Origin of the sequence: Rhodanobacter soli, assembly GCF_039523495.1 — a bacterium.
In the GTDB taxonomy this organism is placed as follows: domain Bacteria; phylum Pseudomonadota; class Gammaproteobacteria; order Xanthomonadales; family Rhodanobacteraceae; genus Rhodanobacter; species Rhodanobacter soli.
Window position 1 is genome coordinate 543,825 of sequence record NZ_BAAAFK010000001.1, and the last position, 25,226, is coordinate 569,050.

At 68.6% G+C, this 25,226-nt stretch carries 18 protein-coding genes; 6 read left to right on the plus strand and 12 right to left on the minus strand.

Annotation, left to right across the window (positions count from 1 at the left end):
- Positions 1 to 72 precede the first annotated feature (72 nt).
- Positions 73 to 1,290, minus strand: coding sequence for a murein hydrolase activator EnvC family protein (locus ABD024_RS02330; RefSeq protein ID WP_343849210.1), 1,218 nt, complete (start codon positions 1,288 to 1,290; stop codon positions 73 to 75).
- Positions 1,291 to 1,596: 306 nt separating this feature from the next.
- Here ABD024_RS02330 and ABD024_RS02335 point away from each other — a divergent pair, with 306 nt between their 5' ends.
- The 5 genes from ABD024_RS02335 to ligB all read left to right on the plus strand — a co-directional run bounded on the left by ABD024_RS02335 (position 1,597) and on the right by ligB (position 13,106).
- On the plus strand, positions 1,597 to 4,395 hold the full coding sequence (locus ABD024_RS02335; RefSeq protein ID WP_343849212.1) for a TonB-dependent receptor: 2,799 nt from the start codon (positions 1,597 to 1,599) through the stop codon (positions 4,393 to 4,395).
- A 249-nt stretch (positions 4,396 to 4,644) separates the two neighbouring features.
- The gene (gene gltB, locus ABD024_RS02340; protein WP_343849214.1) at positions 4,645 to 9,099 is read left to right on the plus strand and encodes a glutamate synthase large subunit; all 4,455 of its coding nucleotides are present in this window, start codon (positions 4,645 to 4,647) and stop codon (positions 9,097 to 9,099) included.
- The gene (locus ABD024_RS02345; RefSeq protein ID WP_343849216.1) at positions 9,096 to 10,535 is read left to right on the plus strand and encodes a glutamate synthase subunit beta; all 1,440 of its coding nucleotides are present in this window, start codon (positions 9,096 to 9,098) and stop codon (positions 10,533 to 10,535) included. Before gltB ends, ABD024_RS02345 begins: the two co-directional genes overlap by 4 nt.
- Positions 10,536 to 10,544: 9 nt before the next feature.
- On the plus strand, positions 10,545 to 11,321 hold the full coding sequence (locus ABD024_RS02350; protein ID WP_343849218.1) for an NRDE family protein: 777 nt from the start codon (positions 10,545 to 10,547) through the stop codon (positions 11,319 to 11,321).
- 93 nt (positions 11,322 to 11,414) lie between these two features.
- Positions 11,415 to 13,106, plus strand: coding sequence for an NAD-dependent DNA ligase LigB (ligB, locus tag ABD024_RS02355; RefSeq protein ID WP_343849220.1), 1,692 nt, complete (start codon positions 11,415 to 11,417; stop codon positions 13,104 to 13,106).
- Positions 13,107 to 13,109: 3 nt separating this feature from the next.
- Here ligB and ABD024_RS02360 read toward each other — a convergent pair whose 3' ends face one another.
- The 6 genes from ABD024_RS02360 to dinG form a co-directional block, all read right to left on the minus strand.
- Complete coding sequence (locus tag ABD024_RS02360; protein WP_343849222.1) at positions 13,110 to 13,511, minus strand: YchJ family protein; 402 nt, start codon at positions 13,509 to 13,511, stop codon at positions 13,110 to 13,112.
- Positions 13,512 to 13,567: 56 nt separating this feature from the next.
- Positions 13,568 to 14,164 (minus strand): DUF938 domain-containing protein, encoded by a 597-nt coding sequence (locus tag ABD024_RS02365; protein WP_343849224.1) that lies wholly within the window; start codon positions 14,162 to 14,164, stop codon positions 13,568 to 13,570.
- A 13-nt stretch (positions 14,165 to 14,177) separates the two neighbouring features.
- The gene (locus ABD024_RS02370; protein WP_056388106.1) at positions 14,178 to 14,375 is read right to left on the minus strand and encodes a hypothetical protein; all 198 of its coding nucleotides are present in this window, start codon (positions 14,373 to 14,375) and stop codon (positions 14,178 to 14,180) included.
- A gap of 78 nt (positions 14,376 to 14,453) precedes the next feature.
- The gene (locus tag ABD024_RS02375; protein ID WP_343849226.1) at positions 14,454 to 15,032 is read right to left on the minus strand and encodes an NnrU family protein; all 579 of its coding nucleotides are present in this window, start codon (positions 15,030 to 15,032) and stop codon (positions 14,454 to 14,456) included.
- A 54-nt stretch (positions 15,033 to 15,086) separates the two neighbouring features.
- Positions 15,087 to 15,647 (minus strand): HutD/Ves family protein, encoded by a 561-nt coding sequence (locus tag ABD024_RS02380; RefSeq protein ID WP_343849228.1) that lies wholly within the window; start codon positions 15,645 to 15,647, stop codon positions 15,087 to 15,089.
- Entirely contained in the window at positions 15,644 to 17,749 is a 2,106-nt protein-coding gene (gene dinG / locus ABD024_RS02385) for an ATP-dependent DNA helicase DinG (RefSeq protein ID WP_343849230.1), read from the minus strand. Before dinG ends, ABD024_RS02380 begins: the two co-directional genes overlap by 4 nt.
- Before the next feature lie 227 nt (positions 17,750 to 17,976).
- Here dinG and ABD024_RS02390 point away from each other — a divergent pair, with 227 nt between their 5' ends.
- Positions 17,977 to 20,931, plus strand: a complete 2,955-nt coding sequence (locus ABD024_RS02390; RefSeq protein ID WP_343849232.1) for an EAL domain-containing protein — start codon at positions 17,977 to 17,979, stop codon at positions 20,929 to 20,931.
- 7 nt (positions 20,932 to 20,938) lie between these two features.
- Here the strand turns inward: ABD024_RS02390 and ABD024_RS02395 are convergent, their stop codons facing one another.
- The 5 genes from ABD024_RS02395 to ABD024_RS02415 form a co-directional block, all read right to left on the minus strand.
- Complete coding sequence (locus tag ABD024_RS02395; RefSeq protein ID WP_343849234.1) at positions 20,939 to 21,601, minus strand: DsbA family oxidoreductase; 663 nt, start codon at positions 21,599 to 21,601, stop codon at positions 20,939 to 20,941.
- 92 nt (positions 21,602 to 21,693) lie between these two features.
- Positions 21,694 to 23,325 (minus strand): NAD(P)/FAD-dependent oxidoreductase, encoded by a 1,632-nt coding sequence (locus ABD024_RS02400; protein WP_343849236.1) that lies wholly within the window; start codon positions 23,323 to 23,325, stop codon positions 21,694 to 21,696.
- Positions 23,326 to 23,493: 168 nt separating this feature from the next.
- Positions 23,494 to 23,715: a hypothetical protein gene (locus tag ABD024_RS02405; protein ID WP_343849238.1), complete on the minus strand. Its 222-nt coding sequence runs from the start codon at positions 23,713 to 23,715 to the stop codon at positions 23,494 to 23,496.
- 142 nt (positions 23,716 to 23,857) lie between these two features.
- Positions 23,858 to 24,364: a DUF1993 domain-containing protein gene (locus tag ABD024_RS02410; RefSeq protein WP_343849240.1), complete on the minus strand. Its 507-nt coding sequence runs from the start codon at positions 24,362 to 24,364 to the stop codon at positions 23,858 to 23,860.
- On the minus strand, positions 24,361 to 25,226 hold an 866-nt coding region (locus ABD024_RS02415), incomplete at its 5' end, for an MFS transporter (protein ID WP_343849242.1). The genes ABD024_RS02410 and ABD024_RS02415, both read right to left, overlap by 4 nt.

The window sequence follows — 25,226 nt, forward strand, 5'->3', positions numbered from 1 at the left end:
GCATGAGACAACCAGATGTCGGGGTAATTCAGCGTGAACTCGTTGCTAGCCTGCGATGCGGCCGCGTTCGCGTCAACGGCGCTGGCTCAGCCAGCTGCGCGGATCGACCGGCTGGTTGTTCCGGCGCAGCTCGAAGTAGACGCCGGTATTGGCGCCGGTGGGCGGGCTGGCGGTACCGAGCACCTGACCGGCCTCGACTTGGTCGCCGACGTCGTGCAGCAGGGTCTCGTTGTTGCCGTACATGCTCATCCAGCCGTTGCCGTGGTTGACGATCAGCAGCATGCCATAGCCGCGCAGGAAGCCGGCGTAGATCACCCGGCCGCGCGCCACCGCATGGATCTCGCTGCCACCGCTGGCCTTGATCAGCACACCGTTGCCGTAGCTGTTGACCACGCCGCTGGCCGGCCATGGCAGGTTGCCGCGGATGTTGGCGCCGGCGCCGCTGACCTCGATCGGCGGTGGCGGCTTGCGCCCGGGGTGCTTCCTGACCGCTGCGGCACGTTCGGCGGCGGCGCGGGCGGCGGCTTCGTCGATTGCCTTCTGCAGCTTGTCGAGCAGGTTGTTGAGCGACTGCGCGTTCTGCTTCAGCGCGGTCAGCCGCTGCGCCTGGTCCTTGTACTGGGCGTCGGTCTCGGCCGCCAGCTTCTGCTGCGCGGCGCGCTGTTTGGCCAGCACGGCCGCTTGCTGCTCGCGCTGGGTCCGGGTCGCCTGCAGTGCCTGTTGTTCGGCGGTGATCGCGTCCTCCAGTTCCTGCAGTTTGGCGAGGTCGGCCATCAATCGCTGCACGCGTTGCACGCGGTCCTGCTGGAAGTATTTCGAGTACACCAGCGCGCGCGCGATGCGCGCTACGTCCTCGTCGCCCAGCAGCAGGCGCAGGTCCGAGCCGTGGCCGAGCGCATAGGTGGCACGCAGCAGGTCGGCGATCGCGGCGCGCTGGCTGTCCAGCGTCTGCTTCAGCGCGGTGCGCTGTTGCTGCAGTTGATCCAGCTGCTGCTGCTTGGCAGCCAGTTCGGCGTCGGTCTGGCGTACCGCGCGCGCCGCCCCGGCCAGCGCGTTGGCCTGTTTGGCCAGTTCGGCATTGACGTTGTCGCGCCGGGCCGCGGTGTCGGCCTGCTCTTTTGCGAGCGTCTCCATCTTGTGGCGCAGCTCGGCCAGTTTCTGCTTCGCCTCGGCCTGTTCGCTCTTGCTGTCCTGGCGTGCCTGCAGCGGAGTGATGGCCAGACAGCCCAGCAGTGCGGCGAGTATCAGGCAGCGGAAGGGGCGGGCGGCGAAGCGGGCGGGTTTGGGCATGCGGCCGATTATCCCCGAGCGGAGCGGGCGGAGCGAGGCGGCCGTCATCGGCAGCTTTGCCGGGTGTCCGAGGCGTACGGCGCGCCGCTGGCGAAGCGGCCTGCGTGGTCCGGAATATGCATGAAATACACTGTGAAATTAGGTACTTGAGTATGGGATGGCAAGGTGTTAGACCGCGTTTGCGAAGAGGCCTTCCCCCGCTCGTGGCCTTTCGCTGGCTGCTGAAGCTGGCTTCCCCCACCCCAACTGCCTGCTTCTCCATTGTCCGAGCGCCTCGTGATTGCTCCGCAAGTGGAGGGTATTTTCATGAAACGCACCCTTGTCATTTCGCTGGCGGGTCTGGCCTTGTCGCCGATAGCCGCCGCCCTCGCGCAAAGCGCACAGCCCGCCAACACCCCGCAGACGCAAACCGCTCCGCAGACCCCGCCCAGTACGCAGAACCCACCTGCGCCGACCGGTCAGAACGTGCAGGAATTGCAGGCCATCACGGTGACCGGCTCCGCGATCCCGCGCATCGATCTGGAGACGCCCTCGCCGGTGACCACGATCACCGCCGCGCAGATCCAGCGCAGCGGCCTCACCACGGTGTCCGACGTGGTGCGCGCCATCTCGGCCGACAACAGCGGCTCGATCCCGAATGCGTTCGCGAATGGTTTTGCGGCCGGTGCGTCGGGCGTCGCCCTGCGCGGCCTTACCGTGAACTCCACCCTGGTGCTGATCGACGGTCACCGCGTCACCAACTATCCGGTGGCCGATGACGGCCAACGTACCTTCGCCGACCTGAACACCATTCCGCTCGCCGCGGTCGAGCGTATCGAGGTGCTGAAGGACGGCGCCTCGTCGCTGTACGGCGCCGACGCGATCGCCGGCGTGGTCAACATCATCATGCGGCCGAGCTTCAAGGGCGTCGAAGCCACCGCCACCGTGGGCACCTCGCAGCACGGCGGCGGCTTCACCCGCAAGGCCACGTTGCTGGCCGGCGGCGGCGATCTGGACAAGGATCGCTACAACGGCTACCTGAGCGTGCAGTACCAGAAAGACAACGTGATCCGGACCAACCAGCGCGGCTTCCCGTTCAACACGGCCGACCTGACCTCGCTGGGTGGCCCGGGGCTGGGTGGTCCGGCGGCCCGCGCGGGCGGCATCAATGGCGCCATCAAGCCGAACGATGGCAGTGGTCTTTGGCAGCCGCTGAGTGCCTGCACCTCGGGCCCGTTGATCACCGACGCCACCGGCAGCTACTGCCGTTTTGACCCCGTCAATCTGTATGGCCAACTGCAGCCGGCGATGGAGCAGGGCGGCGTGTCCGGCCGTTTCACCATCAAGCTGGGCGACACCACCACCGCCTACATGGACGCCAGCTACATGGAGGCAAAGACCCGGGCACCCGGTGGGCCGCGTACGATCCAGAACAGCACGCCGCACAACCTGAGCGGTATCACCCTGCCGGTGGGCAATCCGTCCAATCCGTTCGCGGTGCCGGCGCTGATCAGTTACACCTTCGGCGACATTCCATCCGGCTTCAACTTCAACAACCACAACGCCCGCATCGTGGGCAATGTCAGCGGCACGTTCGCCGAGTGGAACTGGAATGCCGCCCTGGTGCTCAACCATGCCTGGCTGAGTACCACGCAGTACGGCTTCCTCAGTTATCAGCCCCTGCTCGATGCGGTGGCCAACGGCACCTACAACTTCGTCAACCCGTCGGCCAACTCCGCTGCCGTGCGTGCCTCCCTGGCGCCGGGCTACAACAAGACCTCGACCACCGACATGGACTCGCTGGATCTGAGCGCCAGCCGCTCGCTGTGGGATCTGCCGGGCGGTTCGCTGGGCCTGGCTGTCGGCGCCCAATTCCGCCATGAGGCGCAGAACGATCCCACGCTGAATCCGAACTTCCAGTTCCAGGGTTTGGGCAATGCGCAGACCAAGGGCAGCCGCGACGTGAGCGGCGCGTTCGCCGAGTTCTACCTGCCGCTGCTGCAGTCGCTGGAGGTCGATGCCTCGGGTCGCTACGACCACTACACCGACGCCGGCAACAACTTCTCGCCGAAGATCGGCATCAAGTACAAGCCGTTCGACTGGATCGCGTTGCGCGGTACTTGGTCCAGGGGCTTCCGCGCGCCGTCCTTCGCCGAGAACGGTTCGAGTTCCGCGCAGGGCTTCATCACCTACACGCCGCCATCGGCGTTCCAGGCGCTGCACGGCGGCAGTCCGTACGTGACCATTCCGTACGGTCTGTCGGAGTTCACTCTGGCCAACAAGAACATCAAGCCGGAGAAGTCCAAGAGCTTCACGTTGGGCGTGGTGCTGCAGCCGACCAGTTGGCTGAACGTGTCGGTCGACTACTACAACATCAAGAAGTCCAACCTCATCGTGCAGGCCGATACCTCGGCGGCGCTGGCGAACTACTATGCCGGCACGCCGCAGGCGCCGGGGGTGACGGTGATTCCCGATCTGCCTGATCCTGACCATCCGGGCCTCCAGCCGCGTCCGTCCGAGCTGATCGGCTCGTACCTCAACGCGCAATCGCTGAAGACCACCGGCGTCGACGTGGATGTGCAGGCCCACTTCGACTTCAGCGACAACCTGCACTACATCAGCGAGCTGACCGGCACCCAGATCTTCCAGTGGAAAGTCCGGTTCCCCGACGGCACGGACCAGAGCTACGTGGGCACCCAGGGCCCGTACAACCTGTCGTCGGGTGCCGGTACGCCGCGCAGCCGCGCGGCGTGGGCGAATACGCTGATGTACGGGCCGCTGACGGTCACCGGCACGCTGTACTTCACCAGCGGCTACAAGAACATCGCGGCGGACGTGGGCGTGCTGGGCCTGTTCGATGGCGACTGCCTGTCGACCCGGCCGGATAACGGTTTGAACTTCCCGTCGAGTTGCCGCGTGGGCCCGACCTACGACTTCGATCTGACTGGCAGTTACGCGATCAACGATCACATCAGCATCACCGGTTCGATCATGAACGCGTTCGACAGGAAGCCGCCGTTCGACCCGTCGAACTACGCCGGGGCGGGTTCCAACTACAACCCGACTTGGTCGCAGTCCAATGTGGTGGGGCGTTTCTACAATCTGGGCGTGAAAGTGAAGTTGTAGCCGGTTGCCGACCCGGTTGTTCCAACGGCAAGGCCTGGTTCGAGGCGGCATCCCGGGAGACCGGGGTGCCGCCTTTATTTGCGCCGCCAGGCAAGCCGTTGCTTGGCGGTACCTGGCGGATGGAAGTTTAGCCGTCCAAACAAATATTTTGACGCACCGCAACAATTGTGTTCTAGTCGGAGCCGCTCCTGCGCAAAACGATCGGTGCCCCCTGGCATCGCGGCAGTCTGCGCAGCCCGGAGAGGTGAGATGGCGACAAGCGGCGTGGAGACGTTGTACGACCCGGCTTTCGAGCACGACAGCTGCGGCTTCGGCCTGGTGGCGCAGATCGACGGGCGCGCCAGCGCTGCGCTGGTCGACACCGCGTTTGCCGCACTGGCGAAACTCTCCCATCGCGGCGGCGTGAATGCCGACGGCATCAGCGGCGACGGTTGCGGCGTGCTGATCCATCGCCCGGCAGACTGGCTGCGCGCACTCGCGGCTGCGGACGGCATCGTGCCGGGTGAACGCTTCGCGGCAGGGCTGGTGTTTCTTGACCCGGCCGGCGGCGAGGCTGCGGCGATCGGGTTCGAGCGGCATCTGGCCGAGGCCGGACTTACCCTGGCCGGCTGGCGCGACGTGGCGATCGATACCGAGGCTTGCGGCCCGCTCGCCAGCGCCACCTGTCCGCGCGTGCGCCAGGTGTTCGTCGATGCCGCGGCCGGCATGGACGACGGCGCATTCGAGCGCGCACTGTTCCGTGCACGTCGGCGCGCCGAGACGGCGCTGGTGCACGATCCGTCGTTCTACGTCGTGAGTCTGTCCGCCCACGTCATCGGCTACAAGGCGATGGCCGCGCCGGGCCGCCTGCGCGAGGTGTTTGCGGACCTGCAGCATCCCGCCTTGGCCAGCGACGCGGTGGTGTTCCACCAGCGCTTCTCCACCAACACCACGCCGCAGTGGCGGCTGGCCCAGCCGTTCCGCCTGCTCGCGCACAACGGCGAGATCAACACCATCCGCGGCAACCGGCGCTGGATGCAGGCGCGCGAGGCGGTGCTGCGTTCGCCGCAGGTCGACCTCACCGACATCGGCCCGCTGGTGCGCCAGGACGGTTCCGATTCGGAAAGCCTCGACAACGCGCTGGAAGTGCTGCTGGCCGGCGGCCTCGACATGCTCACCGCGATGCGCGTGCTGGTGCCGCCGGCGTACGCCGCACGCGAGGACCTGGACGAGGACCTCGCCGGCTTCTACGAATACTACGCATTGCACAGCGAGCCGTGGGACGGCCCGGCCGGACTGGTGATGTGCGACGGCCAGTACGCGGTGTGCACGCTGGACCGCAATGGCCTGCGTCCGGCGCGCTGGGCGCTGTCCGACGACAACCACCTGATCGTCGCCTCCGAGGCCGGCCTGTGGGACGTGCCGCCATCGCGCGTGGTGGCGAAGGGCCGGCTCGGACCCGGCCAGATGCTGGCGGTGGATTTCGCCGGCAAGCGCCTGTTGCACGACGCCGACATCGACGCGATCAACAAAAGCCGCGCACCGTTCCGCGACTGGCTGCGCGAGGGCGTCAGCTACCTCGAATCGGACCTGATCGATCCCAGCCTCGCCGCCGAGCCGCTGCCGGTATCGGTGCTGCGGCGTTATCAGAAGCTCTACGGGCTCAGCCGCGAGGAACGCGAGAGCGTGCTGAAGGTACTCGCCGAAACCGAGGCCGAAGCCACCGGCGCGATGGGCGACGACACCCCGATGGCGGCGATGTCGCGCCAGGTGCGGCCGCTGTTCGACCGCTTCCGCGAAGGCTTCGCCCAGGTCACCAACCCGCCGATCGATCCGCTGCGCGAGCGGCTGGTGATGTCGCTGGTCACCCAGTTCGGCCGCGAAGGCAACCTGTTCGAACTGTCGGCGGACAACGCGAAACAGATCCTGCTGAACTCGCCGATCTGCTCGCAGCGCAAGTTGCGCCAACTGCTGGCGTTGCCGCAGTTCGTCCACGCCACTGTGCAGATCGACCTGTGCTACCGGCCCGAGGAAGGGCTGGAAGCGGCGCTGCACCGGTTCTGCCGCGAGGCGGAGCGGGGCGTGCGCAACGGCGCCGGCATGGTCTTCATCACCGACCGCTATCCGAACCGGGACACGCTGCCGGCGCACGCATTGCTCGCGGTGGGCGCGATCCACGCGCACCTGATCGAGACCGGCCTGCGCTGCCAGTGCAACCTGCTGGTGGAGACCGCCACCGCGCGCGACGCGCACCAGTTCGCCTGCCTGATCGGCTTCGGCGCCACCGCGGTCTATCCGTGGCTGGCCTACCAGAGCCTGTTCGAGCTGGGCCGCGACGGTCACATCAAGCGCGGCGACGGCACGGCGCGCGAGATCGGTCGCAGTTATCGCCGCGGCATCCGCAAGGGCCTGCTGAAGATCCTGTCGAAGATGGGTATCTCCACCGTCGCCGGCTATCGCGGCGCGCAGTTGTTCGAGATCGTCGGCCTGGCACCGGAAGTGGTGGCGTTGTGCTTCGCGGGCACGCCGTCGCGCATCGGCGGTGCCGGCTTCGCCGATCTCGAGCACGATGCGCGCCTGCTCGCCGCCGAGGCGTGGAACGAGGCGCAGCCGCTGCGCGCCGGCGGCATCTACAAATTCGTGCACGGCGGCGAATACCACATGTACAACCCGGACGTGATCGACACGCTGCAGCTTGCCGTGCGCAGCGGCGCGATGGCCGACTATCGCCGCTATGCGCAGCAAGTGGATGCGCGGCCGCCGTCCGCGCTGCGCGACCTGCTGTTGCCACAGGCGGCCGGTGCCGCGATTGCGCTGGACGAGGTCGAGCCGGTCGAGGCGATCCTGAAGCGCTTCGATTCGGCCGGCATGTCGCTGGGCGCACTGTCGCCGGAAGCGCACGAGGCACTGGCGATCGCGATGAACCGGCTCGGCGGCCGCAGCAACTCCGGCGAAGGCGGCGAGGACCCGGCGCGCTACCGCACCGAGAAGAGCTCGAAGATCAAGCAGGTGTCGTCCGGCCGCTTCGGCGTCACCGCCGAATACCTGATCAACGCCGAGGTGCTGCAGATCAAGATCGCGCAGGGCGCCAAGCCCGGCGAGGGTGGCCAGCTGCCCGGCCACAAGGTCGACGCCACCATCGCGCGCCTGCGTTACGCCAAGCCCGGCATCGGCTTGATCTCGCCGCCGCCGCACCACGACATCTACTCGATCGAGGATCTGGCGCAGCTGATCCACGACCTCAAGGAAGTGAACCCGACCGCGCTGATCTCGGTGAAGCTGGTCTCGCACGCCGGTGTGGGCACGGTCGCCGCCGGCGTGGTCAAGGCCGGCGCGGACCTGATCACCATCTCTGGCCACGACGGCGGCACCGGCGCCAGCCCGCTCACCTCGATCAAGTACGCCGGCACGCCGTGGGAACTCGGCGTGGCCGAAGCGCAGCAGACCCTGCGTCGCAACGGCCTGCGCGGCCGCGTGCGGCTGCAGACCGACGGTGGCCTGAAGACCGGCCTCGACGTGATCAAGGCGGCGATGCTCGGTGCCGAGAGTTTCGGTTTCGGCACCGGCCCGATGGTGGCGCTGGGTTGCAAGTATCTGCGCATCTGCCACCTCAACAACTGCGCCACCGGCATCGCCACGCAGAACGAGACGCTGCGCAAGGACCACTTCATCGGCCTGCCCGAGATGGTGATGAACTACTTCCGCTTCGTCGCCGAGGACGTGCGCGGCCATCTGGCCCAGCTTGGCGTGCGCAGCCTCGGTGAGCTGGTCGGTCGCAGCGACCTGCTGCGCCAGGCCGAAGGCAGCACGCCGGTGCAGAGGCAGCTCGACCTGTCGCGGCTGTTCGCTCGCGACGGTCTGGGCGTCGACGTGGACAGCGCCTGCACCCTGCCGCGCAACCCGATGCGCGACGAGGCGGCGTTGGCTACGCGCATCGCCCGCGAGGCCGCGCCGCTGGTCGAGCTGGGCAGCGGCGGCACGTTCCGCTACGCGATCGCGAATACCGACCGCGCGATCGGCGCGCGACTGTCCGGCGACGTGGCGCGGCGCTGGGGCGACCACGGCATGCCCGAACCGATCACTCTGCAACTGGAAGGCAGCGCCGGGCAAAGCCTTGGCGCGTGGAACGCCGGCGGCGTGCGGATCGAACTCACCGGCGAAGCGAACGATGGCGTCGGCAAGGGCATGGCCGGCGGGCGCATCCTGGTGCGGCCGTCGCCGGAATCGCCGTTCGCCAGCCAGGACGCGGCGATCCTCGGCAACACCTGCCTGTACGGCGCCACCGGCGGCGAGCTGTTTGCCGCCGGGCGCGCCGGCGAGCGCTTCGGCGTGCGCAACTCCGGCGCGCTGGCGGTGATCGAGGGTGCCGGCGACCACTGCTGCGAATACATGACCGGCGGCGTGGTCGCCGTGCTCGGCGCGTGCGGGCTGAACTTCGGCGCCGGCATGACCGGCGGCTTCGCCTACGTGCTCGACCTCGAACGCAACTTCGTCGATTGCTACAACCACGAGCTGGTCGACATCGTGCGCATCACGCCCGAAGGCATGGAGCACCACATGCAGCATCTGCGCGGATTGATCGCGCGCCACGCCGAACTCACCGGCAGCGCCTGGGCGCGCCACCTGCTCGGCGACTTCCGTGGCCTGCTGCAGCGCTTCTGGCTGGTCAAGCCGAAGGCCGCCAGCCTCGCCGCGCTGGCCGACGAATTGCGGAGGGCGGCATGAGCGACAAGCTGTTCCAGTTCCTCAACCTCCCCCGCCAGCCGCCCAAGGCGGTGCCGGTGGCGATCCGCGTGCTCGGCTACGGCGAGATCAGCGGCGACTTCGCGCCACCCGCGGCGGTGGGCCAGGCCGAGCGTTGCCTCGACTGCGGCAATCCGTATTGCGAGCACGCCTGTCCAGTGCACAACTACATCCCGGACTGGTTGAAGCTGGTGCAGGATGGACGTCTGTTCGAGGCGGCCACGCTGATGCACGAGACCAACCCGCTGCCGGAAATCTGCGGCCGCGTATGCCCGCAGGATCGCCTGTGCGAAGGCGCCTGCACGTTGGAGCAGACCGACTTCGGCGCGGTGACGATCGGCAGCATCGAGCGTTCGATCACCGACGAGGCGTTCCGCCAGGGCTGGCGGCCGGATCTGTCCGGCGTGGTGGAAACCGGTCGCCGCGTGGCGGTGGTCGGCGCCGGTCCGGCTGGGCTGTCGTGCGCGGACCGGCTGCGCCGCGCCGGCATCGCGGTGGACGTATTCGATCGCCAGCGCGAGATCGGCGGCCTGCTCACCTTCGGCATTCCGCCGTTCAAGCTGGACAAGACGGTGATCCACACCCGCCGCGAAGTACTCGAAGGCATGGGCGTGCGCTTCCACCTCAACGTGGAGATCGGCCGCGACATCGCGTTCGAACAACTGCTCGCTGACTACGATGCCGTGTTCCTCGGCACCGGCGCCTACACCTTCGTCGACGGCGAACTGCCCGGGCGCGAGCTCGACGGCGTGCACGACGCGCTGCCGTTCCTGGTCGCCAACGCGAACCGCCTGCTCGACGACCAGCCGGTGCCGCCCGCGCTCGACCTCAACGGCAAGCACGTGGTGGTGCTCGGCGGCGGCGACACCGGCATGGACTGCAACCGCACCTCGGTGCGCCTCGGCGCCGCCTCGGTCACCTGCGTCTACCGCCGCGACGAAGCCAGCATGCCCGGCTCGCGCCGCGAGGTCGGTTATAGCCGCGAGGAAGGCGTGAACTTCCTGTTTCATCGCCAGCCAATCGCCTTGCTCGGCACGCAGGGCAAGGTGCGCGGCGTGCGCCTGATCAACACCGAGGTGGGTCTCGACACGCATGGCCGCGCACGGCTGCAGCACGTCGAGGGCAGCGAAACCGAATTACGTGCCGACGTGGTGATCCAGGCGTTCGGCTTCCGCCCCAGTCCGCCGGCGTGGTGCGCCGAGCACGGCATCGAACTGGATGCTGACGGCCGCATCCGCGGCGGCGGCGCAAACCGGCTGCCGTTCCAGACCAGCCACCCGAAGATTTTCGCCGGCGGCGACAACATGCGCGGCGCCGACCTCGTCGTGCGCGCGGTGCACGATGGACGCGAAGCGGCCGGATCGATCGCGCGGATGCTCAGCGAGCTTCCCTTGGCAGCGATGGCCTGTGTGGCGTAAGTTTCGCGCATGTGCCTGATCGCGTTCGCCTGGGATACGCATCCACGCTGGCGCCTGCTGCTGGCGGGCAACCGCGACGAGTTCCACGCGCGGCCCAGTGCGGCGCTGGCGCGCTGGGACGACGCGCCGATCGTCGGCGGGCGTGACCTCGAGGCTGGCGGCACCTGGCTGGGCGTCGCCGACGGCGGGCGCTGCTGCGTGGTGACGAACGTGCGCGACCCGCGCGACCCACAACTCGGTACCTCGCGCGGCCTGCTGGCCACCGACTATCTCCGTGGCGACGTCGATGCCGCCACGCACGCGCAACAACTGCTGCGCACGGCCGCCGACTACCGCCCGTTCAACCTGCTTACCTTCGATGCGCGTGCGGCGTTCTACCTGGGCAACCGCCCGGAGCCGCGCGCGCAAACGGTGAGCCCCGGCGTGCACGGCCTGTCGAACGCCGACTTCAACACGCCGTGGCCGAAGACCCGCGCGCTGATGCAGCGGCTGCAGCAGTGGATCGACGCCGGGGGCGACGCGGATTTCGCGCCGCTGTTCGAGGCGCTCGCCGACGAGCGGCAGGCGCCTGAGGCGCAGCTGCCGGATACCAACGTGGGGCTGGAGCGCGAGCGCTGGTTGTCGTCGGCGTTCATCCGCGGCGAACAATATGGCACCCGCGCCAGCACCGTGGTGGCGATCGACTACGACGGTCGTGGCGTGATCGCGGAGCGGCGCTTCGGGCCAAACGGCCGCTTCCACGGCGAGACGATGCTGCGCTTCGGCGAACTGGCGCTGCAGCGCTAGCCCGACGCCTACGCAGGCGATCGGCATCGGCGGCTGCCTGCGCCGGCGGCCGCTGGCTAGCCTGTCGCCAGGTCCACGGAACGGAGCGGGCACATGCACAGGGGATGGTTTTCGCTGGTCGTCGGCATCGCGCTGTCCATCGCCGGTGCGGCGCATGCGGCCGCTTGCCCGGACTGGTCGCCGGCGCGGGCACGGCAGGAGCTCGCCGCGCTGCATGACCGGCTGGATGGCTGGAACCATGCCTACCGCGTCGAGGGCCAGTCACCGGTGAGCGATGCGGTCTACGACCAGGCCATGCAGCGTCTCGCCGCATGGCGGCGCTGTTTCCCCGCACAGGCGCCGGCGCTGCTGGCGCATCTCGCCGACGCCGGCGGCCGGATACGTTCGCCGGTGGCGCAGACCGGCCTGGCCAAGTTGCCGGATGCCGCCGCGATCGGTGCCTGGATGCACGCGCATGGCGACCGCGACCTGTGGGTGCAGCCGAAGGCCGACGGCGTGGCGGTCACCTTGCTGTATGTGGACGGCCGATTGCGTCAGGCGAACAGCCGCGGCGACGGCCTGCACGGCTCGGACTGGACGCGGCTGGCGCAGGCGATCGACGCGATACCGAAGCGCCTGCCGCACGCACCGGCCCGCGTGGTGCTGCAGGGCGAGCTGTACTGGCGCCTGCCCGGGCACGTGCAGGCCGACGACGGCGGCGCCAACGCGCGCTCGGCGGTGGCCGGCGCGCTGGCGCGCGATGCGCTGGATGCCGACAGCGCCGCGCAGATCGGCCTGTTCGTGTGGGACTGGCCCAGCGGCCCGGCCGACATGCCGTCGCGGCTGGCTGGCCTGGCGGCCATGGGGCTGGTCGACAGCGTGACGTACACCCACCCGGCCGACTCGCTGGATGAAGTAAAGCGTTGGCGCGAGCAGTGGTATCGCCAGGCGATGCCGTTCGCCGCCGACGGCACGGTGCTGCGCCAGGGTCATCGGCCACCGGCCGCGAGCTGGCAGGCGGCACCGCCGGACTGGGCGGTGGCGTGGAAGTATCCGGCCGCGTCGGCGCTGGTCGAGGTGCGCGCGGTGAACTTCACCGTGGGCCGCAGCGGCCGCATCACGCCCGTGCTGGAACTGGCGCCGGTCCAGCTGGACGACCACCGCGTGCAGCGGGTCAGCGTGGGTTCGCTCAAGCGCTGGCAACAGCTCGACATCCGCCCCGGCGACCAGGTCGAGGTGGTGCTCGCCGGGCTGACCATTCCGCGCCTGCAATCGGTGGCGTGGCGCGCGCAGCAGCGCGCGCCGGTGACGCCGCCCGATCCGCAGGCGCACGGCCCGTTGAGTTGCTGGCAGGCCACGCCCGGCTGCGAGCAGCAGTTCCGCGCGCGGCTGGTGTGGCTGGGCGGCCGGCAGGGGCTGCAGCTGGAGGGCCTCGGTGCGGATACCTGGCAGGCCTTGATCGATGCCGGACTGGTCCATCACCTGCTCGACTGGATGAGCCTCACGCCAGAACAACTGGCGACCGTGCCCGGCCTGGGTGCTGGCCGCGCGGCGGCGCTGGCGCGCGGCTTTGCCGGTGCGCGCGAGCGTCCGTTCGCGCGCTGGCTGCAGGCGCTCGGCGCGCCGGCCAGCGTTGCCACCGGACTGCCCGACTGGGCTGCACTGAGCGCGCGCGGAGCGAGCGACTGGCAGGCGCTCGCCGGCATCGGCGCCGGTCGCGCGAACCAGCTGGCCGCGTTCTTCGGCTGTCCGGAGGTGCGCGCGCAAGCCGCGCGCCTGCATGCGGCCGGCGTGCAGGGTTTCTGAGCGTCAGCTCTTCAGTTCGCCGTCGAGGTAATACCAGCGGTCGTCCACACGCACGAAGCGGCTGGTCTCGTGCTGACGCTGTGCCCGGCCGCCACCGAGGCGATAGCGGGCGACGAACTCCACGACGGCGTGATTGTCGTCGACAGTTTGCTGGCGCCGTACTTCCAGCCCCAGCCAGGTCGGCGGCGGCTGCTGCGCGGCTAGCCGCAGCGAGGCTGGCCGGCTGTCGGCATGCCAGCTGGCCAGCAGGTAATCCTCGCGCTTGAGCACGTAGGCGCTGTAGCGCGAGCGCATCAGTTGTTCGGCCGTGGCGGCGATGGCGCCGTCGTGCAGCGGCCCGCAGCATTGGCTGTAACCGGCCGGGTTGCCGCAGGGGCAGGGGGTCAGCGTGTCGATCGACTTCATGCTGCCTTTGTACCCGGTTCGGCACGATCGTGCAGGCCTGCCGTGCAGGCGGGTACTCAGCCGTGCATGCGCCGCCACACGCGGCAGCGATTGTTGGCCGGCATCGCAATGTCGGCGAGCAGGCGAAAGCCGGCGGCATCGGCCAAGGCGTCGACGGCTTCGGCATCGCGGATCGCCATGTGCGCGCCGCGTGCCTTGAGCCATTGGTCGAACGCGGCATTGCTGTCGCTGCTGTAGCGACCCCGGTCGTTGAACGGGCCGTAGATGATCAGGACTGCGTCGTCGGTGGTGACCGCGGGCAATTGCGCGAACAGCCGCTGCACCTCGGGCCAGGCCATGATGTGCAGGGTGTTGGCGCTGAACACGGCGTCGAACGGGCCCGCCGGCCACGTGCCGTTGACGTCGAACTCCAGTGGTGCCGGGGTGTTCGGCCAGGCCGCCTCGTCCAGCCAGGCGCGGATGCCGGGCAGGTTCTCCGCGCGATCGGAGCTTTGCCAGGTCAGCCGTGGCAGTGCCGCGGCGAAGTGAACCGCGTGCTGGCCGGTCCCGCTGCCGATCTCCAGCACCTGCCGCCGATCGGAAAAATACTCGCGCAGCACGCCGAGGATCGGTTCGCGATTGCGCTCGCACGAAGGCGAGTGCGGCTTCTCCACGCCGCGATCCGGCTCAGACCGGGTGGCCGCGCAGCACGCGCGCCGGCAGCATCAGCAGGGCGCCGAGGAAGGCGAACACGGCGCTCACGGTGATGCCGACCAGGCGCAGCGGCAGCAACAGCAGCCACACGATCGGGTACAGCACCAGCGCCAGCAGCGCGAGCGGCCAGCAGAACACCAGCAGCAACAGCCAGAGCAGGAAACCGGTCATGCGTCGTTCCTCGCAGGTGGGGACACCGCAGACTCTAGCGCAGGTCGAGGCCCGCGCGCAGGTGACTCCCGACACCCCTTACATCATCGGGCTTACGCCGATCAGCCGCAGGTGCAGCCACAGCGTGAACACGGCCCAGGCCGCGATGCCGGCCACCGCGGCCAGCACGTCGCCCTGCAGCGTACCGGCCGGATAGACGGTGCCCGCCGCGCGGTCGCGCCGGCGCGACGCGATGAACAGCACCACCGCCCACAGCAGGAAGGCGCCGAACACCAGCACGTCGTGCAGCATGCCGGTGGCCAGCAGGTGACCGAATGCCCACACCTTTACGCCGAGCAGCATCGGGTGGCCGAATTTCGCCTTGAGATGGTTGCGCGGGACGTAGGCGGCAGCCACCAGCACGAACGCGACCAGGGTGAATAGCGCGTTGGCGTGGCGCAGGGCCAGCGGCGGCACGTACAGCAGCACCGCGTGCTGGCGCGCCAGGCCGAAGCCCCAGCAGATCAGCGCAAAGCCGATCAGCGATACCAGCATGTACAGGCCTTTCCAGCGCGACTCACCCAGCCGCGCCAGCTGCCGGTTGCGCCAGCCGTCGGCAAACAGGCGCAGCGAGTGCACGCCGAGAAAGATCAGCAGGCCGAGGATCAGGATGGACATGAAGTTCGCCTTGCTCAGGTGGGTGGCTCGAGTATAGGCGAGCGCGGCGGCCGATCAGCGGGCGTGGGACTCGATCCGGACGACCAGCGCCAGCGCACCCTCACGCAGCGTCAGCGGATCGACCGTGCGCGGCGGCGGTCGCCACGCGTCGCCGACGTGCAGGCGACCGCCGGCGGTGTCGATCGAGCCACGGGCACAGAAGACCAGCACGGTCGTCGGGTCGGGCCTGCGCGTTGCCGGCTCGTGCCACAGCAGCACCTCGCCGCGCGCCTGCGCGCGCCGCACCATCAGGTTGAAGTCGCGGGTGGGGCCGCCGGCGAGCACCACGTCCACTTTCGCCTCGCCGGCAAACGCGAACGGTGCGAACGGCGTGGTCAACGCGTGCACGCGACCGTCGTCCAGCGTCATCGTGAAACCGGCGCCGTCGAGCAGCGCGATCTGTCGGTCGATGCCGGGGAACGAGGAAAACGGCGCGGCGCTGTCGACCTCGGCCACGCTCACCCGCCACAGGAAATCATCGCCGCCGGATGCGGGCGGCTGGACGGCTATTTCGCGGGTGCGACCCAGACCGTTTTTCCACGGCCGTGAGGGGCAGTCGGTCAGGCGGATGATCATGCGGTCCTCTCGATGACGCGCTGGAACGGCGGCAGCGCCTTCAGCATGCCACTGCCGTAGCGCTTGGTGACCACGCGGCGGTCCAGCAGCACGATGCGGCCGTGATCGGTTTCGTTGCGGATCAGGCGGCCGCAGTACTGAGTGAGCAGGCGCGTGGCCTCGGGAATGCTGACCTCGATGAACGGGTTGCGTCCGCGCGATTCCAGCCACTCGGCATAGGTGGCGCCGACCGGGTCGGTCGGCACCGCGAACGGCAGCTGGGTGATCACCACCGTCTCGCACAATTTGCCCGGCAGGTCCAGGCCTTCGCCGAACGAGGCCAGCCCGAACAGCGTGCTGCCCTTGCCCGCCTCGATGTCGGCGCAGTGTTCGGCGACCAGCTGCGACTTGCCCAGCGAGCCCTGTGCGCGCACCTTGCGTACCCGCGCAATCGGCAGTTTCTGCAGGACGCGGTCGAGCTTCACGCGCGAGGTGAACAGCACCAGGTTGCCGGCGTCCCAGTCGAGGTTGTCGGCCAGCCATTCACTGATCTCCTCGGCGTGCGCTTCGCGCGCGTCGGGCAGGGTGCGCATCGCCGGGACTTCCAGCCGTGCCTGCGCAGCAAGGTCGAACGGCGAAGGCAAACTCACGGTCACCGCGTCGTCGGGCAGGCCCACGGCGTCGGCGAAGCCGCGGAAGTTGCCGCCCGCGCTCAGCGTGGCCGAGGTCATCAGCACGCCGCTGGCGTTGCCCCACAGTACGCTGCGCAGCAGCTCGGCGGCGGATACCGCCGAGGCGTGGCAGACCAGTTGCTGGTCGGCGCCCAGGGTGACCCAGCGCGCCATTGGCGGCACATCCTCCGGATCGTCGCTGGACCACGCGCGCCAGCAGGCGGCCTGCTTGCCGATGCGCTCCAGCGCGATGCCAAGTTCGCGCGACAGCGCTTCCTGGGTTGGCCCGCCGTCGGTCATCTCGACCACGGCGCGGCGCACCGCGCCGAGCCAGCGTTGCACCTCGCCGGCGAGCAGGCTGAGCATGCGCGCGTGCTCCACCCACGGCTCGGGCAACTGGCCGAGCGAGCCGCGATACATCGGTTCGGTTTGCGCCGGATCGGGCAGCCAGCCGAGGCGGATCTCCTTCTCCAGCTCCTCCAGCGTATTGCTCAACTCCTGCAGTTTTTCGTCGCCCCGGTCGAGGCTGAGCTTGCCCAGGGTTTCCTTGTCGGTGAGCGAATACGCCGCGTGCACCTGCCGGCCAAGCCGGCTCAGCTGGCGCACGGTGGCGGTCATGTAGACCTCGGCCGCGCCGCGGTCGATCGCCTTGCCCGGCACGTGGTGGCCTTCGTCGAAGATGTACAGCGTCTCGTCCGGCCGCGGCAGGATCACCCCGCCCCAACCTTCTTCCTCACCCGGCATGGTGAGGTCGGCCAGCACCAGATCCTGGTTCGCCACGATGATTTCGGCGTCGTCCACCGCGCGGCGCGCGGCGAAGAACGGGCAGATCATGAACTGGCCGCACTTGCGGTTGGTGCAGCCGCCGGCGCTGGTGGTGATCATCGGCCGCAGCAGGTCGCTGACCGGCTCCGGCGCGGTATCCATGTCGCCGTTCCATGCCTGCTGGTCGAACGCAACGCGCAGTTTCGCCAGCGCCTGCTTGTCACGCGCCTGCGGCGGTTTGGTCCACAGCACCAGGTCGGCGTCGAAGCCGGCCAGGCCCATCTGCGCGGTGTCGTGGATGCTGTTCGCCGCCATCAGCAGGTTGCGCGGGCACAGGTAGCGGCCGCGGCCCTTGGCCAATGCCACCTTCGCCTCGATGCCGTTGAGCTGCAGGTACAGCGGGATGTCGCGCCGCACCAACTGCTCCTGCAACGCCACGGTAGCGGTGGCGATCAGCAGCTTCTTCTTCTGGAAGCGCGCAACCGCGACACCGGCGATCAGGTAGGCCATCGACTTGCCGGTGCCGGTGGGCGCCTCGATCACCGCCACCCCGCCGCTGCGGCCGAACGCCTTGGCCACCTCGGCGATCATCCGCCCCTGCGAGGCGCGCGCGCGGAAGCCCGGCAAGCCATCCTTCAGGCGTGCATAGGCGGCGCGGATGGCGTCTTTGGTGGTGTCGGCAAGCATGCGGAGTCGGAAACCTGTGCGGCGGGTGGCGCGTGAAGCATGGGCGGCCAGGCGCATGGTGGCGGAGAACGCAGCTGGCCGGGTGCAGTGAGGCAGTTTATCGGTATTGCGCGCTCGGCCGCATGCGGGCAGGCTGATGCGAACCCGGCGCCAGCGCACTGCACGGCTTTGCAGGGGTATGCTGACCAACCGGCGTTGACGAGCCCGGGCAGGGGGGATCTCGATCGATGAAGCATGCGGATGCTGTTGGGTCGACGCCGCGCGACGGTTCGTTGCAGCTGAGCTGGCTGGCCCGGCTGATCGTCGCGCACACGCCGGAGGAGATGGCCGAGGCGATCGCCGCACTGGCGCGGGCCCGGCCGGGCTGCACCGCAGCTTGCGTGCTGTGGGGGCTGGACGACCGCGCGAGCCGGCGTTGCGTGCCGCCAGACCTGCCGATGGCGACAGACGAGGCGTGGCTGCTCGACGCCGGCCGCACGGCCGGTCCGCACTGGCGCGCGGATCGGCAAGGCGTTGCGATCCGCCTGTGCGAGCAGCCCGAGCCGGCGTTGCTGCTGCTGCAATTGCAGCCCGCCGCCGCTGCCGGCTTCTTCGAGGAACTGGAAGCACCGCTGCAGCTTGCCGGCCAGCATCTGCGGCGGGCGCTGGAATGGGCCGAGCTGCAGGATTCGCACGAGCAGCTCGAGCGTTCGGAGAACCTGCAACGCGCGTTGTTCGCGATCTCCGACCTGGCCGGCTCCGAGCGTGACATGCCGGACATGTTGCGCGGCATCCACGCGATCGTCAGCACGCTGATGTACGCCGAAAATTTCTTCATCGTGCTGCACGACGCGGCGCGCAGCACGATCTGCTTCCTGTATTTCGTCGATGTCGAATCGCCGCCCCCGTTCGAGGTTGGCCGTGACCTGCCGTTGAACGTGATCGAGCACTCGCTGACTTGGTATGTAATCAGCGACGGCAAGGCACGCATGGGCAATGCCGAGGAACTGCGCGGGCAGGTGACCGGGCCGGTGACGCTGATCGGCCCGGACAGCTTCGACTGGCTGGGCGTGCCGATGCTGCGCGACGCTCAGCCGTATGGCGCGCTGGTGGTGCAGAGCTATCGGCCGGACATCGGTTTCAGCGAAGAGGATCTGACCCTGCTGGAATTCGTCGGCAGCCACATCCTCACCGCACTGGAGCGCAAGCAGGGCAAGGAGGACCTGGAGCGCCGGGTGCAGTTGCGCACGCGGCAACTGGCCGAGGCGAATCGCGGCCTGCAGTTGGAGATCCTGGAACGCCAGCGCGCGGAATACCTGCAGGCCGCGCTGTTCCAGATCGCCGAGCTGGCCACGGCGGACATCGACCAGGACGCGTTCTACCGACGCGTGCACGCGGTGGTCGGCGAGTTGCTGAATGCGGAAAACTTCTTCATCGCCTTGCTTTCCGACGATCGCCTCCGGCTGACCTTTCCCTACTCGGTGGACGCGGTGCTGGCGCCGCCGGCCGAGCGTCCACTGGGCCGCGGCCTGAGCGAGTATGTGCTGCGCCTGGGGCAGGCGCTGCGCGTCGACAACGCCGACATCGAGGAACTCGACCGGCGCGGCGAGATCGCGCCGGGGCGCATGGGTTCCCCCGCGATGTGCTGGCTGGGCGTGCCGCTGATCGTGGCCGACGAAGTGATCGGCCTGGTCACCGTGCAGAGCTACCGGCCCGAGGTGGTATACGGTCCGGCCGACCAGGAACTGCTCAGCTTCGTCGCCTCGCAGATCGCCAACAGCCTGACCCGGCGCCGTTCCGCCGAGTCGTTGAAGCGCGCCTACGAGCAGCTCGAACACCGGGTGGAAGAACGCACGCTGGCCTTGCGCAAGGAGATCACCGAGCGCGAACGCATGCAGGACCAGCTGCGCCACCAGGTCATGCACGACGCGCTGACCGGCCTGCCGAACCGCAGCTACCTGCGCGACCGCATCGACCGTGTGCTGGCCGCCATCCGGCGTGCGCCGCAGCAGCGTTGTGCGCTGCTGTACCTGGACGTGGACCGCTTCAAGATCATCAACGACAGCCTCGGCCACCTGGCCGGCGACGAGGTGCTGAAGGAGGTGGCGACGCGCCTGGCCGGCTGCGTGCGCCATCCCGACCTGGTGGCGCGCTTGTCCGGCGACGAGTTCGCGATCCTGCTGGAACAGGAGGACCTGCCGCCGGCCGCCACCGCCGTGGCGCAGCGCGTGCTGGACGCACTGGGTGCGCCGATGCTGGTCGCCGGCAAGGAATTGCAGGTGACCGCCAGCGTGGGCATCGCGATCGGCGACGATCACTACGCGGCAGCCGACGAGGTGCTGCGCGACGCCGACATCGCGCTGTACCGGGCCAAGGAACTGGGGCGCAAGCGCTTCGAGCTGTTCGACGAGACGCTGGCGAAGAACGTGGTCGACGTGCTGGCGATGGAGGGCGAACTGCGCCAGGCGCTGCTGCACGACCAGTTCGAGCCGTATTTCCAGCCGATCTGCGGGCTTGATGGCGGTGACCGGGTGGTCGGCTACGAGGCGCTGATCCGCTGGAACCATCCGCAGCGTGGCGTGCTAAGGCCCGGCGATTTCCTGAAGATCGCCGAGGACAGCGGGCTGATCGAGTCGATCGACTGGCGCATGTTCGAACTCAGCTGCCGGCTGCTGCTGCGGCACGGCGGCGGCGACACTTTCATGACGGTGAATGTCTCGGCGCTGCATCTGCGCCATGCGGATTTCGACCGGCGCCTGATCCAGCTGCTGGAACGCACCGGCCTGCCGCCGTCGCGGTTGGTGGTCGAGGTCACCGAAGGCGCGTTGCTGGACAATCCCGAGCGCGTGCGCGCCACGCTGGAGCGCCTGCGCGCGATGGGCGTCGGCGCGGCGCTGGATGATTTCGGCACCGGCTACTCCTCGCTCAGCTACCTGCACTCGCTGCCGCTGCGCATCCTGAAGATCGACCGCGCGTTCGTGCAGGAGCTCGACAAGGGCGCCAACACCTCCAGCACCACGGTGGTGGCGGCGATCCTGGCGCTGGCGCGCGCGCTGAACATCCAGGTGATCGCCGAAGGCATCGAGACCGCGATCCAGCACGGCGCGCTGATAGCGATGGGCTGCGAGATGGGCCAAGGCTACCTGCTCGGCCATCCGGCGCCGATCGCGCATTGGCTGGAGCCACGCGGCATCGGCGCGTGAACGGGACCTACGCGGTGGCGGCGATCTGCCGCAAGGCCTGCTCGAACGCCTCTGGCGGCTGCCCGCCGGAAATCAGGTGCTGGCCGTTGACGATGGTTGCCGGTACCGAGTGGATGCCGCGACTCTGGAAGAACTGCTCCTGCGCGCGCACTTCGTTTGCATATTCGTCGCTGGCCAGGAGCTGCCGCGCGCGCTCGACATCCAGGCCCGCTTCGGCGGCCAGCCGCAGCAGCGTGGCGTGTGCGCTGACATCTTCGCCGTCGGTAAAGTAGGCGCGCAGCAGCGCCTGCTTCAGCGGGAGGTGGCGCCCTTCCAGTTCGGCCCAGTGCAGCAGCCGGTGCGCGTCGAAGGTGTTGTAGACGCGGCTGCGCCGATCCATGTTGAAGGTGAAACCCAGCGCCGCGCCGCGCGCACGGATCGCCTCGCGATTCGCGTCGATCTGCTCGGCCGAACTGCCGTACTTGCGCACCAGGTGCCCGGTGGAATCCTCGCCTTCGGGCGCCATCTGCGGGTTCAGCTCGAACGGCTGGAAGTGGATTTCCGCGCTGACCTCGCCCTCCAGCTTCGCCAGCGCCTGCTGCAGCGAGGCCAGGCCGATCGCGCACCACGGGCAGGAGACGTCGGAGACGAAGTCGATACGGAGCGGAACGGGCGTGGCTGGCGTGGACATCGGGATACCCTCATCAGGAGCGGGCAGCGCGGGCGCTGCGGACCCGCTTGAAATATGGCCGCAACGCGGCGAATCAATTGTCGGCCGGAGTCTCAGCTTCCAGCGATGCTCAGCGCCACCGCCTCGGCCACCTCGATGCCGTCGACCGCGGCCGAGAGGATGCCGCCGGCGTAACCGGCGCCTTCGCCGGCGGGGTACAGGCCGCGGGTGTTGAGGCTTTGCAGGCTGTCGTCGCGCTTGATGCGCACCGGCGAGGAGGTGCGCGTCTCCACGCCGGTAAGGATGGCATCGTGCATCGCGTAGCCCCTGATTTGCCGCTCGAACGCGGGCAGCGCCTCGCGGATCGCGGCGATCGCGTAGTCGGGCAGGGTGCTGTCGAGGCTGCCCAGCGTGACACCGGGCTTGTAGGAAGGCTGCACGTCGCCGAATTCGCGCGAGGCGCGGCCGGCCAGGAAATCGCCGACCAGTTGCGCCGGGGCGCTGTAGTTTTCGCCGCCGAGCACATAGGCGTGGCTTTCCAGTGCGCGCTGCAAGGCGATGCCGGCGAGCGGGCTGCCGCTGGGATCGAACGCGGCAAAGTCCGACGGCTCGATGCCGACCACTACCGCCGCGTTCGCGTTGCGCTCGTTGCGCGAGTACTGGCTCATGCCGTTGGTCACCACGCGGCCGGGCTCGCTGGCGGCGGCGACCACGGTGCCGCCGGGGCACATGCAGAAGCTGTACACCGAGCGCCCGCCTTTGCCGTGATGCACCAGCTTGTAGTCGGCCGCGCCGAGAAGCGGGTGGCCGGCCTGCGGGCCGAAGCGGGCGAGGTCGATCACCGACTGCGGATGCTCGATGCGAAAGCCGATCGAGAACGGTTTGGCTTCCAGGTACACGCCGCGTGCGTGCAGCATCTCGAAGGTGTCGCGCGCGCTGTGGCCGAGCGCCAACACCACGTGATCGGCACGCAGCTGTTCGCCGCTGGCCAGGGTGACGCCGCGGATCTGCCGCTGGCCATCCGCGCACGGTTCCAGCAACAGGTCGTCGACGCGCTGGCTGAAGCGGATCTCGCCGCCCAGCGATTCGATCGTGGCGCGCATGTTCTCCACCATCGTCACCAGCCGGAACGTGCCGATGTGCGGCTTGCTGACGTAGAGGATTTCCTCCGGCGCGCCGGCCTTGACGAACTCGGTCAGCACCTTGCGGCCATGATGAAGCGGGTCGCGGATCTGGCTGTGCAGCTTGCCGTCGGAAAACGTGCCGGCGCCGCCCTCGCCGAACTGCACGTTCGACTCGGGATGCAGCTGGCGCTTGCGCCACAGGTCCCAGGTGTCCTTCGTACGCTCGCGCACTTCCTTGCCACGGTCGAGGATGATCGGGCGAAAACCCATCTGCGCCAGGATCAATCCGGCGAACAGGCCGCACGGGCCGAAGCCGACCACCAGCGGGCGGTGCGGCAGCGATGCCGGCGCCTTGGCCACGAAGTGGTAGTCGGTGTCCGGCGTGGGTTGCACGTGCGGATCGTCGGCGAAGCGCCGCAGCAGTTCGGCTTCGCGCGGGGTGTCGATGTCCAGTGCGTAGATCAGCATGATCGCGCCGCGCTTGCGCGCGTCGTAGCCGCGGCGGGCGATGCTGTAGCCGGTGAGCGCGGCGGCGTCGATGTCCAGCCGCTTGAGGATCGCGGCGGTCAGCGCGGCCTCGCCGTGATCGAGCGGCAGCTTGAGATCGGTCAGTCGCAGCATGGGGGCCCGGAACGGTCGGTCGACTAGGGTGGGCGATGGCCCGGTCGGCTATTGTCGATGCGATGGCGCGCACCCGACAAGCGCGGCACGGCCTGCGACATCGTGTCCTGCCCCGGCAGAGGGCCCTCGCTCGTGCGGTAGACCTTCAATGTGACCCGATAGGTCAGTTCAGGCTGCCAGCATGGTCAGGATCTGTTCGCCCGTGGCACGTGGATGCAGCAGCAGATAGCGCGTGCCCATGCCTTGGTCATGCCGTCGGAGGGCGGCAACGCACGACTCGCCGTCAGCGGCGGTTACGCGCAGCTGGGCCGGGCGGCGCCGGTCCCATGGGCGTCGGAGGACCAGGCCATGCTGCGGGCCGCCGACGATGATGCATTTGATCTGTTCCATGATGTTTTGCTCGAGAGGCTGGGGAGGAGTCACCTCCATCCAAGCAGGAGCCAGGCCATGGGTCTGTGGTGAAATGAGGCGCGCATCACACTTCGGTCATTTGGCAGGGCGGCCTTTCTCCGGGCCGCCCTGCCATGCCGCTTCAGGCGTTGCCGATGAAGTCGGACTTGCCGATGTCGGTGCCGGCCTCGCGCAGGATGTCGTAGGCGGTGGTGCAGTGGAAGAACAGGTTCGGCAGGGTGAAGTGCAGCAGGTAGGCCTGGCCTTCGAAGTTCATCTCGCCGTTGCGCATCTTCAGGTGGATCGCGCGGGTTTCGCTGCCGTCGATCTGCTCCGGCTTGAAGCTCTTGATGTACTCGATCGAGCGCTCGATGCGGCTGTAGGCCTGCTCCAGCGTGGTCTCGTTGTCCTCGAAGCTCTTGGGTTCCGCGCCGGCGAGGCGGGCGGTGCAGCGGGTGGCCATGTCGCAGGCGATCTGGATCTGCTTGATCAGCGGCAGCATGTCGGGGATCAGCCGGGTCTGCAGCAGCACTTCGTCGCTGACGTTCTTCGACTTTGCATGTTCCTCGCCCTTCTTCAGCACGTGGGCGAGATTGCCGAGTGCGCGGACGAAAACGGGAACGGCGACCTGGTACATCGAAATGGTCATGGGTGATCTTCCTGTGGTGGGTGAGGGTAGACGGATGGGTGGGCGTTGGTGATCGGCGGCAGGTCGTCGGGGCACGCCATCGGGATGGCCGCCTCGATGTTCGGCCTGCCGCCGCCGGGTGTGCGCCGGGTGGCTCGTGCGGCAGTCAGCGCGCCGGCCAGCATCAGGATCGCGGCGAGCACGAAGGCTACACCCGGCAGGTGAATGGACGAAGCCGGGGCGATCGAGAGCGCAAAAACCTGCGCGAACAGATACGGCCCGAAGATCCCGGCGAAGCTGCCCAGACTGGTGATGGCGCCTTGCAGACGGCCCTGTTCGGACGGCTCGACCTGCTGCGTCATGATCGATTGCAGCGGTGGTCCGGACAGCCCCCACAAGGCCAGCAGCGGCACGCCGAGCAGGAATACCCAGCCGGTGCCGGCCACGCCCATCACCACGAAGGCGCCGACGCCGAACAGCATGCCAGCCAGCAGCACGCGGCGCTCGCCGAAACGCGGCGTCAGCCGGCCGGTGAGCGCGGCCTGCACGAAGCCGTCGCAGGCGCCGACCAGCATCAGCACGTAGCCGACCGCCTGCGGCCCCCAGCCGTAGCGGTAATCCGCGTACAGCACGAATACCGTCTGCAGCACGTAGTGGGCGAGATAGACCAGGAACATCACGATCGCCAGTGGAAGCACTTGCGGGTGCTGGCGCAGCAGTTTCAGTGAACCGAACGGATGCGCGCTATGCAGTTCGAAGCGCTTCGTGCGGTGTTCCTTGCGCAGCGACTCGGGCAGCACGAAGTACCCGTACAGGAAGTTGCACAACGCCAGCGCGGCGGCGACCCAGAATGGCAGGCGCAGGTGGATGCCGCCGAGGAATC